The 12813-nt window shown below is 64.5% G+C and carries 10 protein-coding genes and 3 pseudogenes; 9 read left to right on the forward strand and 4 right to left on the reverse strand.

Features of this window, described 5'->3' with window-relative positions; all coding sequences use genetic code 11:
* Nucleotides 1-40: 40 nt before the first annotated feature.
* From AAN986_RS20650 to AAN986_RS20660, 3 genes and pseudogenes are all read left to right on the forward strand, one after another.
* Nucleotides 41-271, forward strand: a pseudogene (locus tag AAN986_RS20650) (IS3 family transposase); the annotation flags it as partial.
* 251 nt (nt 272-522) lie between these two features.
* Nucleotides 523-1467, forward strand: coding sequence for a hypothetical protein (locus AAN986_RS20655; protein ID WP_154835034.1), 945 nt, complete (start codon nt 523-525; stop codon nt 1465-1467).
* Nucleotides 1468-1485: 18 nt separating this feature from the next.
* Nucleotides 1486-1905, forward strand: a complete 420-nt coding sequence (locus AAN986_RS20660) for a hypothetical protein (RefSeq protein WP_154835036.1) — start codon at nt 1486-1488, stop codon at nt 1903-1905.
* 41 nt (nt 1906-1946) lie between these two features.
* On the opposite strand, the pseudogene AAN986_RS20665 reads toward AAN986_RS20660, so the two are convergent.
* A pseudogene (locus tag AAN986_RS20665) lies at nt 1947-2123 on the reverse strand (hypothetical protein); the annotation flags it as partial.
* Nucleotides 2124-2191: 68 nt separating this feature from the next.
* Here AAN986_RS20665 and AAN986_RS20670 point away from each other — a divergent pair.
* From AAN986_RS20670 to AAN986_RS20690, 5 genes and pseudogenes are all read left to right on the forward strand, one after another.
* A pseudogene (locus AAN986_RS20670) lies at nt 2192-2979 on the forward strand (IS3 family transposase); the annotation flags it as partial.
* A 251-nt stretch (nt 2980-3230) separates the two neighbouring features.
* Entirely contained in the window at nt 3231-3428 is a 198-nt protein-coding gene (locus AAN986_RS20675; protein ID WP_349335460.1) for a hypothetical protein, read from the forward strand.
* A gap of 319 nt (nt 3429-3747) precedes the next feature.
* Entirely contained in the window at nt 3748-6336 is a 2589-nt protein-coding gene (mutS, locus tag AAN986_RS20680) for a DNA mismatch repair protein MutS (protein WP_046239765.1), read from the forward strand.
* 55 nt (nt 6337-6391) lie between these two features.
* Complete coding sequence (locus AAN986_RS20685) at nt 6392-7450, forward strand: proteasome-type protease (RefSeq protein ID WP_349335461.1); 1059 nt, start codon at nt 6392-6394, stop codon at nt 7448-7450.
* A complete protein-coding gene (locus AAN986_RS20690; protein ID WP_349335462.1) occupies nt 7447-8307 on the forward strand; it encodes an alpha/beta hydrolase in 861 nt (286 codons plus the stop codon). The genes AAN986_RS20685 and AAN986_RS20690 overlap by 4 nt, the downstream gene beginning before the upstream one ends.
* A gap of 140 nt (nt 8308-8447) precedes the next feature.
* On the opposite strand, the gene AAN986_RS20695 is transcribed toward AAN986_RS20690, so the two are convergent.
* The 3 genes from AAN986_RS20695 to AAN986_RS20705 all read right to left on the reverse strand — a co-directional run bounded on the left by AAN986_RS20695 (nt 8448) and on the right by AAN986_RS20705 (nt 12015).
* A complete protein-coding gene (locus AAN986_RS20695) occupies nt 8448-8888 on the reverse strand; it encodes a MarR family transcriptional regulator (protein ID WP_016449686.1) in 441 nt (146 codons plus the stop codon).
* A gap of 128 nt (nt 8889-9016) precedes the next feature.
* Nucleotides 9017-11005 carry an acetoacetate--CoA ligase gene (locus AAN986_RS20700; RefSeq protein ID WP_349335463.1) on the reverse strand — a complete coding sequence of 663 codons (1989 nt, stop codon included), beginning with the start codon at nt 11003-11005 and terminating at the stop codon, nt 9017-9019.
* A 182-nt stretch (nt 11006-11187) separates the two neighbouring features.
* The gene (locus AAN986_RS20705) at nt 11188-12015 is read right to left on the reverse strand and encodes an undecaprenyl-diphosphate phosphatase (RefSeq protein WP_349335464.1); all 828 of its coding nucleotides are present in this window, start codon (nt 12013-12015) and stop codon (nt 11188-11190) included.
* A gap of 193 nt (nt 12016-12208) precedes the next feature.
* Between AAN986_RS20705 and AAN986_RS20710 the strand changes: the two genes are divergently transcribed.
* Nucleotides 12209-12487, forward strand: a complete 279-nt coding sequence (locus AAN986_RS20710) for a PsiF family protein (RefSeq protein WP_016454694.1) — start codon at nt 12209-12211, stop codon at nt 12485-12487.
* The last annotated feature ends 326 nt before the right edge of the window (nt 12488-12813 follow it).

Here is a 12813-nt window from a genome sequence, read left to right on the forward strand (position 1 = left end):
GATCTCGGCAAGTGGGCTGCTTGGGCTGCTGACTAAGCAAGGCATCGTGTGCAGCATGAGCCGTGCTGGCGAAGTCTGGGACAACTCGGCAATGGAGAGCTTCTTCAGTAGCCTGAAGACGGAGCGCACGGCTCGCAAGGTCTACCGCTCGCGCAAGCAAGCGAAGGCAGATGTGTTCGATTACATCGAGCGGTTCTACAACCCGACGCGTCGGCACTCGACGCTTGGGTACATCAGTCCGATAAAGTTTGAAGAAGCTCGAGAAGCTTAGGTCTGTGTCTATGAGACCGGCAGCAGCCCACACCTCACAAGCGCCTTGATGACTTGGCTCGCCAAGCCGCATTAGTGGGCATACGCGCGCATCGGCGAAGGTGTCGCCGCAGAAAATTCCATTGGCATGGGTAAATCTGAACTGACCAGCCAGCATCTGGTAGCTATGGGGATTTACCACTATATCCTACTGATTGACACCATTCCTCTTATGTTAATAATTTAAATACAGACACCAATAAGGAAGCGCAAATGCGATTCGCTACTCATCTGATAGCTTTGCCTTTGGTTCTAGCCTTGCTAGGTGGCTGTGCAAACTTCGACACGATTCGCGCCTTCGCAAAAGATGGATCTGCCGTCGCAGCTGCGGCGAAGAAGGACGTGGACATCTACTCCACATCCTGCTCCTCCCTTAAGACCGAGGCGCGCATCCTTGCGTACGCCAAAGGCGAGGCGGTACCAAGCGTGAATGACAACGCATCGTGTCAGGCGGCCGTTGATGCCGCGCAGACCGTGGCAGCATCGATGTCCGTGCAACTTCTAATTAAATATCATGAGACTCTGAACGCATTGGCTGGAGACGAGAACTGGACGCTTTCCAAGGAGATTGAAGCCCTCGGCGCCTCTGTGAAGAACGTTAAGGTGGATGGGAAAGCACTGTCTTCGGCTGACGATCTCGACAAATATCAGAAGGCATTCACCGCCATAGCGGACCTATTGGTCTCGGCGCTCAGAGAACGAGAAGCAAAACGGCTCCTCCAACAGGAATTCGACTGGCCACGCGTTTTGCAACCATTGCGCTATTGGTATGGCGGCCCTGACGGCAAGACGACCTCCCTGTATTCAAACGCCTGCAGGATCATCAAGACGGACTGGATACTTGTTAAAAGCGAGCTCCTGGACTACACACGGTGCGAACGAAAACCGCAGGGCACGGCCATGCGTTGCGAGCCACTCACTGCCGGCACTAGGCTGGTAGCCAATGAGGAGAAAAGCAAATCAGTGGAAGCCTGTGCTCCTGGTCCCCAAAATGGGTTCCCCGAGGCTGCTGCGGCTCGGGTGAAGCTCATCGATAGCTGGCTTGAAGCCAACGATGAGCTTCGTCGAACAGCTTTTGAGCAGGACCCTCGCGTACTGCGAGCACGCCTCTCGACCCTGAAAGATCAAGTGGACGCGATCAAAGCGCCCCTTCAGTAGCCGCCTGGGAGATCAATCATGGCCACCGCCGAAACGCTGGATATCGTTGCAAGGGACCTCGAGCTCATCAATGCGTTGAGTAGCGCCGCTGAAAACCTTGCGATTCGATCAACAGTTGAAGGTATCTCTGCAGCCGAACGCGCAGCCCTGCGTAACAAGGCGAAGACCGCCAACGAGCAGGCCGGTGCTCTACTGACCAGGGGAACCGTCGAGATCTTTAGCGACCCGCCGGATGATGCGCTCAAGGAGATCAATGATGCCTTGATCAAAACGCAAGAAACCCTTGAGAGCATCAAAAAAGCAAAGAAAGCCATCGAATTCGTTGGCGCGCTCGTCGGGATCGCTGGAGCCATTCTGACCGGAGACTGGAAAGCCATTCTCAAGAGCCTGGATGCCTTGACCAAAAAGAAAGATGATGAAACTGCGAAGGCGAAATGACGCCAGTGACCACAAGGCCGGGTGGATTCAATCGGTCAATATCACCGGCTTAGAACGTGTTTTGCACTTCTAGTAGAGGCCAATATCTGAGCCGCTGCCGGCAGCATGAGCATGGCAAAGACCAGAAAGTGCAAGCCACTCAACACTTGCCGCAGCCTCTCATAGTCCCGCGATAGACGGCGAAACCTCGCCAGCCACCCGAAACTGCGCTCCACCACCTGACCTGCTCCCCATAGGGCGTACCAGTCGAAGGTTAGTAGAGTCCGTTTTCAGAGGAAGAGCGGACATGAAGAAGAGCAGATTCACCGACGAACAGATCATCGGTTTTATCAAGCAGGCCGAGGGTGGCATGCCCGTCAAGGAACTGTGTCGCCTGGGAGGTTTCAGCGATGCAACCTTCTACAAGTGGCACACCAAGTTCGGCGGCATGCAGGCCGGCGAGGCCACGCGGCTACGCGAGATCGAGAGCGAGAACGCCAGGCTCAAGAAGCCGCTGGCCGAGGCCCACCTGCACATCGAAGCGCTGACGGTGGGCTTCGGGGTAAAGCGCTGACCCCGCAGGCCAGGCGCGAGGTCGCTGCCAGGATGGTTCAGGGACTGTCCATCAGCGAGCGCCGCGCCTGTCGCTATGCGGGGTTGTCCAGAACCAGCTACCGGGAGCCGCCCAGCATGAACCAGTCCACGGCCAGCCTAAGCACGCGCATCGTCGAGTTGGCGCACGAGCGCCGGCGCTTTGGCTACCGGCGCATCCACGACCTGTTGAGCCTTGAAGGCCACCAAGTGAACCACAAACGCGTGTGGCGCCTGTACAAGCTGGCCAACCTGTCGGTGCGCAAGCGCCGCAAGGTCAAACGCCCCACTGGCGAGCGCCAGCCCCTGGCTGCCAGCCAGCACATCAATGACACCTGGAGCGCAGACTTCGTGATGGACGCACTAGCCAACGGCCGGCGCATCAAGTGCCTGACGGTGGTCGATGACTTCAGCCGCGAGTGCGTGGACATCGCAGTGGACCACGGCATGGGTGGCGAGTACGTCGTGCGCTTGCTGGACCAGGCAGCGCAGTTCCGCGGCTACTGGAACACGCCTTTGAATTTGCAGACCGGCTGTTCGGGGCCTACAACGAGCTATCCCACTCCTTGGACGACCTGCGTTTCCTGGCCAGCTTTGCTGCAGCCAAGGAGGCTGGCAACGGTGTCAATACATTCGGCAGCCAGGCAGATACAGCATCACCAGTCACAGCGGCATCGCCGTTGCTTGGAAGCGGCCACCGGGCCAGTGAGTTGCTCATTCGTTGCTCGTTCGACATTGAGGCAGCAGCCCACGCCGTGACAGCGCTGGGAGATCAGATCACGGAACCGGAGCAGATTCAGATCGCCTCGCTGATTCGCTGCTATGGCGCACGCATCGCGAAACTCAACAGTGTTCTGATGAGCCATCTCACCGGGGACGAAGTGATCACCCTGGCGGATGCGCAGCACGCCCTGTACCAAGGGGCCAAGCAGTTGCCAGAAGGAGCCCTGTGACGACGTACGGCGGAAATGGTCCCTTGGATTGAGCGCAGCGCATTTGTGTGCCGCGATCTACGCCCCCTTGGCGCGGCGTCCAACCTCGGGTAGTCAATAATGTGACCTTTGCCCGCCACCACGCCCCACACGATGGATACGGCCCAAGGCGGGCAGTACGACACAAGAACATTCGCGCCTTCCTGCGGCCCCGCGCCATCCAGGCAGGCCTTGCCCGGCACCTTCGCGCCGCTGCAACCTGTTGATTCCCAAGCCAATGAGCGACCTCTCGCAAAGCACACAGCCCTCTCCGGCCCCTGATCTGTCGGCGCACACGCCCATGATGCAGCAGTACCTGGGCATCAAGATCAACTACCCCGACACGCTGGTTTTCTACCGCATGGGGGATTTCTACGAGCTGTTCTTCGGGGATGCGGAGAAGGTGGCGCGGCTGCTGGATATCACGCTGACCACGCGCGGGCAGACGGCGGGGCAGCCGATTCCGATGGCGGGCGTGCCCTTCCATGCGCTGGAGAACTACCTGGGCCGGCTGATCAAGCTGGGCGAGTCGGTGGCGATCTGCGAGCAGGTGGGCGAGGTGGGCGCCGCCAAGGGCCCGGTGGAGCGCAAGGTGGTGCGCGTGGTGACGCCGGGCACGCTGACCGACAGTGAGCTGCTGTCGGACAAGAGCGAGGCGATCTTGCTGTCCCTGCACACGGCCGGGCGCCAGCGCTGCGGCCTGGCCTGGATGGCGGTGACGCAGGGGCGGATTCATCTGGCCGAATGCTCCCACGACGAGCTGGGCGCCTGGATTTCGCGCATTGCGCCCAGCGAGCTGATCTACAGCGCGGGCGTGACCGAGCGTTTCGAGCAGAGCCTGTTCGCGCTGCGCCATGGCGGCTCCATTGCCTGCCCGCTGTCGCCGCGCCCCGACTGGCAGTTCGACGGCGGCCTGGGCGAGCGCAAGCTGCTGGAGCTGCTGGGCGCGGCCAGCCTCAAGGCCTGGGAGGCCGAGGACCTGCCGCTGGCCCATGGCGCCAGCGCCGCGCTGCTGTCGTATGCGGAGCACACGCAGGGCCGCAGCCTGTCGCACATCCACGCTCTGCAGGTGCAGCGCGACGATGAGCTGATTGCGCTGCCGCTGGCCACGCGCCGCAACCTGGAGCTGGTCAAGACGCTGCGCGGCGAGGATTCGCCCACATTGTTCTCTCTGCTGGACACCTGCATGACGGGCATGGGCAGCCGCCTGCTCAAGGCCTGGCTGCTGGAGCCGCGCCGCGACCGCACGCAGGCCATGGCGCGGCTGGAGGCCACGCGGGCGCTGCAGGGCGCCAGCGCAGGCGGCATGGCCGCGCCCTGGCAGCAGTTGCGCGAGCAGCTCAAGGGCGTGAGCGATGTGGAGCGCATCACCGCGCGCACCGCGCTGCGCCAAGTGCGCCCGCGCGAGCTGGTGGGACTGGGCCGCACGCTGCAAAAGGCGGCCCTGCTGGCCCAGGCCGGGCAGACGCCCTCGGCCCACCTGACCCAGCTGTTTGCCGACCTGCAGCCGCCCGAGGGCTGCGCCGAGCTGCTGGTGCGCGCCATCATGGAAGAGCCGGCCGCCCTGGTGCGCGACGGCGGCGTGTTTGCCACGGGCTACGACGCCGAGCTGGACGAGCTGCGCGCCATCCAGAACAACTGCGACGACTTCCTGCTGGAGCTGGAGGCCAAGGAAAAGCTGCTCACCGGCATTCCCAACCTGCGCGTGCAATTCAACAAGGTGCACGGCTTCTATATAGAGATCACCAACAGCTACAAGGACGCGGTGCCCGAGCGCTACCGCCGCCGCCAGACGCTGAAGAACGCCGAGCGCTACATCACGCCCGAGCTCAAGGCCTTCGAGGACAAGGCCCTGTCGGCGCAGGAGCGTGCGCTGCAGCGCGAGAAATTCCTCTACGAGCAGCTGCTGGACCAGCTGCAGCCCCATGTGCCGGCGCTCACGCGCGTGGCCGGTGCCATTGCCGCCATCGACGTGCTGTGCACGCTGGCCGAGCGCTCGCTGACGCTGAACTGGTGCGCGCCCGAGTTCGTGAACCATCCCTGCATCGAGATCGAGGCCGGGCGCCACCCGGTGGTGGAAGCGCGCATGGCCGAGACCTCCAGCGGCAGCTTCATCGCCAACCACACGCGCATGAACGCCAACACGCGCATGCAGATCATCACCGGCCCCAACATGGGCGGCAAGTCGACCTATATGCGCCAGGTGGCGCTGATCGTGCTGCTGGCCAGCATGGGCTCGCATGTGCCGGCGTCCAGCTGCCGGCTGGGGCCCATCGACGCCATCCACACGCGCATCGGCGCGGCCGACGACCTGGCCAATGCCCAGTCCACCTTCATGATGGAGATGACCGAGGCCGCGCAGATCCTGCACTCGGCCACGCCGCACAGCCTGGTGCTGATGGACGAGATCGGCCGGGGCACCAGCACCTTCGACGGCCTGGCGCTGGCCAGCGGCATCGCCACCCAGCTGCACGACAGGACGCGCGCCTTCACGCTGTTTGCCACGCACTACTTCGAGCTGACCGAGCTGCCGGCCAAGGCACGCGCAGCCGTGAACATGCATGTGAGCGCGGCGGAGTCCGGCCAGGACATCGTCTTCCTGCACGAGATCCAGCCCGGCCCGGCCAGCCGCAGCTACGGTATCCAGGTGGCCAAGCTGGCGGGCATGCCGGCCGGCGTGCTGCACCACGCGCGCCACGCGCTGGAGGCACTGGAGGCCCATGCCGACGAGGGCCGCCTGCAGGTGGACCTGTTCGATGCGCCCGACATGCCCGAGCCCGAAAGCCGCCACGACCCGCTGGCCCAGGCGCTGGCCGCCATCAATCCCGACGCACTGAGCCCGCGCGAGGCGCTGGAGGCCCTCTACCAGCTCAAGAAGATCGCCGCCTGAACGCGGTCAATCGCCTCGCACTAAACTTGCCATTTCCGCAGATTCGGACGCTTCCATGACTTATTGCGTTGCCATCAAGCTCAACGCCGGCCTGGTTTTCCTGGCCGACTCGCGCACCAATGCCGGCCTGGACCAGATCAGCTCGTTCCGCAAGCTCATGGTCTACGAGAACCCCGGCGACCGCTTCATGGTGCTGCTGTCGGCCGGCAACCTGTCCATCACCCAGTCCGTTCGCGAGCTGCTGGAGAGCCAGCAGCTGCGCGACGAGGCCACGGGCGACATGCTGACCATCTGGAACGTGCGCAGCATGTTCGACGCGGCCCGCGTGCTGGGCGCGGCCGTGCGCCATGTGTTCGAGCGCGACGGCGTGGCGCTGTCGCGCTCAGGCGTGGACTTCAATATCTCGCTGGTGCTGGGCGGCCAGATCCAGGGCGAGAACATGCGGCTGTTCCAGGTCTACTCGGCAGGCAACTTCATCGAGGCCACGAGCGAGACGCCCTACTTCCAGATCGGCGAGTCCAAGTACGGCAAGCCCGTGCTGGACCGCGTGATCACGCCGCGCACGCCGCTGGACGAGGCCGCCAAGTGCGCCCTGGTGTCCATGGACAGCACGCTCAAGTCCAACCTCTCGGTGGGCCTGCCGCTGGACCTGATCGTGTACGAGAAGGACCGCTTTGCCTCCGACAAGATCGTCAGCATCGACGAGAGCAATCCGTATTTCCGCATGCTGCACGACAGCTGGGGCGAGCGCCTGCGCCATGTCTTCGACAGCATCGAGGACCCGGCCTGGGATGGCGGCGCCTCCGAGGTGCCCATTCGCGTGCACAGCCGCCAGGCCCAGCCGCTGACCAAGGTCAACGCGCCGGCAGGCGCCCTGCGCTCGTCGGCGCGCAGCATGGGCCGGCTGCCGCCTGCGGCGCTGCGCCAGCCCTATCACAGCGGCACGGGCGCGGGCCTGGGCACCTCCACGGCCGACGGGCTGGCCACCTCGCCCATGACGCCCCTGCAGCCGGGCCCGGCATCGCCCATGCGGCCGGACGCCGGGCAACCCTCCGGCCACCAGCAAGGCATGCCGGATGCTGCGGACCGGACCGGCCAGGAGCCCCAGCCGTGAACGCGGCCCGGCCCGCGCTGCGGGCCGACAGCGACGCGGGCACGGGGTCGGCACCGCTGCCCGTGGTCTTCTCGCATGCCAACAGCTTTGCGCTGCCCACCTACCGGCTGCTGCTCTCGCTGCTGGCCGAGCGCGGCATCGCGGCGCAGGGCGTGGAGCGCTTCGGCCATGACCCGCGCTTTCCCGTCACGAACAACTGGCCGCACCTGGTCGAGCAACTGGCCGAGTTCACGCGCGCCGAGGTCGAGCGCGTGGGCGGTCCGGTCTTCCTGGTCGGGCATTCGCTGGGCGGTTTCCTGAGCGTGATGACGGCCGCGCGCCATCCCGAGCTGGCGCGCGGCGTGCTGCTGATCGACTCGCCATTGCTCAGCGGCTGGCGTGCCAATGCGGTAGGGGTGGCCAAGCGCACGCAGCTGGTGGGCTCGGTCTCGCCAGGCAAGATCAGCGCGCGCCGCCGCAATGCCTGGGACAGCGATGACGAGGCGCTGGCCTATTTCCGCGCCAAGAAGGTGTTTGCGCAATGGCATCCGCAGGTACTCCAGGACTATGTGCAGGGCGGCCTGGCCGACCTGGACGGCCGGCGCACGCTGCACTTCACGCGCGAGGTGGAGACCGCCATCTACAACACCTTGCCGCACAACCTGGCCTCGCTGCTGCACCACCATCCGCTGCGCTGCCCGGCGGCCTTCATCGGCGGGCGCGCCTCGGTGGAGATGCGCCAGGTGGGCATGGACCTCACGCGCCGCATCACGCGCGGGCGCGTGATGATGCTGGACGGCAGCCACCTGTTCCCCATGGAGCGGCCCCACGCCACGGCCGCCGCCATCGAGGCCGCGCTGCTGAACATGCAAACCTGAGCGGCGTCCGGCTCAGGCCGAGATCCGGATGGCAACCCTGGACCATGGGATGGAGCTTGAACCCCTTGGCGCCTTCCTCAAGGATCGGGCCCCATCGGCGTTCACGGCAGCGGGCGAGGGTCTTGGCGATGGTGGGCCGGCTACCCGGCGCAATCGATCATCTTGTGAAGCAGGCGCAGCAGCTGCTGCTTGTCCTCAGCGCTCAGCATGCGACTGGCCTCTTGCTCCAGAATTTCCACCTGCGCCGCCGCCTTTTCGTGCAGGCGCTCGCCCTCGGCCGTCAGATACAGCAGCGACAGGCGCCTGTCCGCAGGATCGGCCTCGCGCCTGAGCAGGCCGCGCACCTGCAGTCTTTCCATCAGCGCCGCCATGTTGGGCTGGGAAATCATCACGGTCTCGGCGATCTGGCGCTGGGATGCGCCGGGATTGGCCGAGATCAGCGACAGCACGGCAAACTCCGACGGCTTGAGATCCAGCGCCAGCATGTGCTTCGCATAGTGAGGCCTTACGGTGGCATGGGCCAGGCGCGTGCAGTGGCCCAACTGCTGCATCAGAAAATTCTGCTGGAGTGCTGACTTCATGGGCGATGGGGTGGCTCGGTCCAAGGTGGGGCCAGGCGCATCGAATGGGGCCTGGCGGACCTTTCGATAGAGACGGTCATGGGTTTGTCTCCTGCGTCATGGATGAAATCGGCCAGGGTCGCCGCACCTCAGGCCAGCGGGACCCGTGCCCGGTATTGCACGAAGAAATCGATGCTGCGCGGATTGGCCATGGCGTCGGGGCTGGCCACCTTGGCGGCCTCGGCGCCCAGCAGCAGCTTGCGCACGGGCAGTTCCATCTTCTTGCCCGTGAGGGTGCGCGGAATCTCGGCGACCTGGATGACCGCATCGGGCACGTGGCGCGCAGAGGCCTGGGCCCTGATGGCATCCTTGATCCGGGCCACCAGCGCATCCGTCAGCACCAGGCCCGGAGCCAGCACCACGAACAAGGGCATGAAAGAGGGGCGCCCCAGGAACTCCAGGTCCACGACGAGGCTGTCCAAGACCTCGTCAACTTCCTCGACGACACGGTAGATCTCGGCCGTTCCCATGCGGATGCCGAAACGGTTGATCGTGGTGTCCGAGCGGCCGTAGATCACGGCCGACCCATGCTCGCTGAACGAGATCCAGTCGCCATGGCGCCAGTAGCCGGGAAAGACGTCGAAGTAGCTTTCACGGTAGCGCAGGCCATCGGCGTCGTTCCAGAAATACAAGGGCATGGAAGGCATGGGTTCGGTGATCACCAGTTCGCCCACCTCGCCGGTCACGCTGCGCCCTTGCTCGTCAAAGGCGTGCGCGGCGACGCCCAGTTCACGGCACTGGATCTCGCCCGCACGCACGGGCAGCAGGGGCGCGCAGGCCACGAAGCCCGAGGCGATATCCGTTCCACCGCTGACCGAGGCCAGCCACAGATCGCGCTTGATGTTCTCGTAGACCCAGCCGTAGGCCTCCAGCGGCAGCGCCGACCCCGTGGAATTGATGGCGCGCAGTTTCTCGAAGCGGCGGCCCCGGGCGGGCACCACGCCATCCTTCATGGTCTTGGCCAGAAAGGCCGCGCCGCAACCGAACAGCGTGACCTGCTGGCGATCGATGAAGTCCCACAATGCGCCATCGTCGGGCGAGGTCGGGTTGCCATCGGACAGCACCACGGTGGCGCCAGCCAGCAGGCTGCCCACCATGAGGTTCCAGACGATCCAGCCCGTGCTGCCCAGGAACATGAAGCGGTCGCCGGGCCGCACGTCGTGCTGCAGACCATGGGTCTTGAGGTGGGTGAGCACGATGCCGCCATGGCTGTGCACCATGGCCTTGGGCAGTCCCGTGGTGCCCGAGGAATAGACCACCCACAGCGGGTGCGAGAACGGCAAGCGCTCGAAGACCGGCTCTGCGGGCCTGGCCAGCGCGTCGGCCCAGGCCATGACATCGCGCCAGGGCAGCTCGCATGCGGGTTCCCCGGGCCTGAACAGGGGGCCGGGCACATGGATCACATGGCCTATCTCGGGCAATCCCCGCAGCACCTCGCCGAGTACGGCGCGGCGATCGAAACACCGTCCCCCGTAGACATAGCTATCGGTGGCGAAAATCAGCTTGGGGCCGATCTGCTGGAAGCGGTCCAGCACCACGGAAACACCCATCTCGGGCGCGCAGCTGGACCAGATGGCGCCTATGCTGGCGCAGGCCAGGAAGGCCACGACCGCCTGGGGCACATTGGGCAGGTAGGCCACGACGCGATCGCCGCGGCCCAGGCCGAGCTCGCGCATCCGGGCCGCGAGCGCCGCCACGTCACGCTCCAGCTGCCGCCATGACAGCTCCACCGGCTCGGCGCCTTCGCAGCGCGCGATGATGGCCGGGTGCTCGGTGCTGGCGCTGCGGAACACATGCTCGGCATAGTTCAGGTGCGTGTCGGGAAACCACTGCGCGCCCGGCATGCCGCGCTCACCGAGCACGCGCGTCGGGTCACCGTCGGCCATGACCTGGAAGTAGTCCCAGATCGAGCGCCAGAAGCCATCGAGATCCGTGACCGACCACTGCCACAGCGCCTGGTAGCCATCGAAGCGCCTATCCCTTGCCGCAGCCAGCCAATCCATGTAGCGCGCCAGGCCGCTTTGCGCGACCTGCTGCGGGCTGGGACGCCACATCAACTGCCCTTGTTCGATGGCCATGGCAACCCTCGGAAAAAGTTATAAAAAAAACATATTTTTTATAACCATAGAACATCATCATTCTCAGAAGTACAGGGGTTTTCATGGGGCAACCACGCGCTCTTCATGCGGTTGCTCCCCCGGGCACATGACGCAAAAAAGCCACCCGAAGGTGGCTTGTCCCATCGATGGCCCGGCCCTGGTCAGCCGCCGCTCCAGTTGACCAGGCCCGTGAAGGCCGTGACCAGCACGATGATGCCGAAGGCGATGCGGTACCAGGCAAACGGCACGAAGCTGTTGGTGGAGATGTAGCGCAGCAGCCAGCGCACGCACAGCCAGGCGCTGATGAAGGAGAACACCAGGCCCACGGCGAACATGGGGATGTCGGCCGCCGACAGCAGGGCGCGCTCCTTGTAGAGGCTGTAGACGCCGGCGCCGATCAGCGTGGGAATGGCCAGGAAGAACGAAAAGTCGGTGGCCGCCTTGCGCGACAGGCCCATGAGCATGCCGCCGATGATGGTGGCACCGCTGCGGCTGGTGCCGGGAATCATGGCCAGGCACTGCACCAGGCCGACCTTGAGGGCATCGAGCGGCGTCATCTCGTCCACGGTCTGCACGCGCATGGCCGAGGCGGGCCGGCGCTCGGCCCACAGGATGACGAAGCCGCCCAGGATGAAGGTGGTGGCCACCACGGTGGGCGTGAACAGGTGCGCCTTGATGAACTTGCCGAAGATCAGCGCCAGCACCACGGCCGGCAGGAAGCCGATGATGACGTTCAGCGTGAGCCGCTGCGCCTGGCGGCTGGTGGGCAGGTCGACCACGGTGGAGCGGATCTTCTGCCAGTACACCAGCACCACGGCGAAGATGGCACCGGTCTGGATGGCGATGTCGAAGACCTTGGCCTTGGCATCGTCGAAGCCCAGCAGCGAACCGGCCAGGATGAGGTGGCCGGTGGAGGAGATGGGAAGGAACTCCGTCAGCCCTTCCACGATGCCCATGATGGCGGCCTTGACCAGCAAAAGAATGTCCACGGCAAGCGTCCTGTCGCAATGCAAAAGTGCGCCATTATCTGCGCTGGCCATGGCCTGACGATGGACGCCTGCCGGCCCGCCGGCGGCAATCGCAAACTTTTACAACGGCCGGCGCGCAACGTTGCTGTGCGCCCGGCGCTGTGCTGCAATGTGGGGGCGCTGGATTTCGGCGCGCCTTCAAAACCATTCCATCATGAAAAAAATCGTTGTTCTGGCAGTTGTCTCCCTGGCCTGCAGCATCGGCATGGCCGCCGGAGACAAGGCCCCCACGGCCCAGCAAAAGCTGATGGGCACCTGCAACACCGAAGCCGCCGGCAAGAAGGGCGACGAGCGCAAGGAGTTCATGAAGTCCTGCCTGTCCGACGGCAAGAAGCGCCAGCAGGAACGCATGAAGACCTGCAATGCCGACGCCACCGGCAAGAAGGGCGACGAGCGCAAGGCGTTCATGAGTGAATGCTTGAAGAAGGACTGAAGCTCCCCCTGAGCGGCTGACGCCGCTTCCCCCTCTCTACCCGCTTCGCGGGGGAGGGGGACGACGCCCTCGCCGCGAGGCGGCTCTTGCTCGGCGTCTCTGGTGTCGGGCCGCGCCAGATTTGGAGGCTGCGCCCTATTTCTGCAGCAAGCCTTCATTGAAGCCACCGTTTTCGGTGGCTTTGCTGTTTAGGCGGATAGTTTTCTGATTTGGCTATCAATGGAGCCGTGTACTACCGACAGCCGTTCAAACTCGCAGGGCTCAAGCGCGGGCAGCCGAGCAAGGGCCGCCCCGCAGTGAGGGCTGCGTCCCCCTCCGCGAAGCGA

Origin of the sequence: Delftia sp. DS1230, assembly GCF_040112715.1 — a bacterium.
Lineage (GTDB): Bacteria > Pseudomonadota > Gammaproteobacteria > Burkholderiales > Burkholderiaceae_C > Comamonas > Comamonas tsuruhatensis.

Coding starts and splice junctions, on each gene's coding strand:
- AAN986_RS20655 (WP_154835034.1), top strand. CDS start 523: ATGCGATTCGCTACTCATCTGATAGCTTTGCCTTTGGTTCTAGCCTTG.
- AAN986_RS20660 (WP_154835036.1), top strand. CDS start 1,486: ATGGCCACCGCCGAAACGCTGGATATCGTTGCAAGGGACCTCGAGCTC.
- mutS (WP_046239765.1), top strand. CDS start 3,748: ATGATGCAGCAGTACCTGGGCATCAAGATCAACTACCCCGACACGCTG.
- AAN986_RS20685 (WP_349335461.1), top strand. CDS start 6,392: ATGACTTATTGCGTTGCCATCAAGCTCAACGCCGGCCTGGTTTTCCTG.
- AAN986_RS20695 (WP_016449686.1), bottom strand. CDS start 8,888: ATGAAGTCAGCACTCCAGCAGAATTTTCTGATGCAGCAGTTGGGCCAC.
- AAN986_RS20700 (WP_349335463.1), bottom strand. CDS start 11,005: ATGGCCATCGAACAAGGGCAGTTGATGTGGCGTCCCAGCCCGCAGCAG.
- AAN986_RS20710 (WP_016454694.1), top strand. CDS start 12,209: ATGAAAAAAATCGTTGTTCTGGCAGTTGTCTCCCTGGCCTGCAGCATC.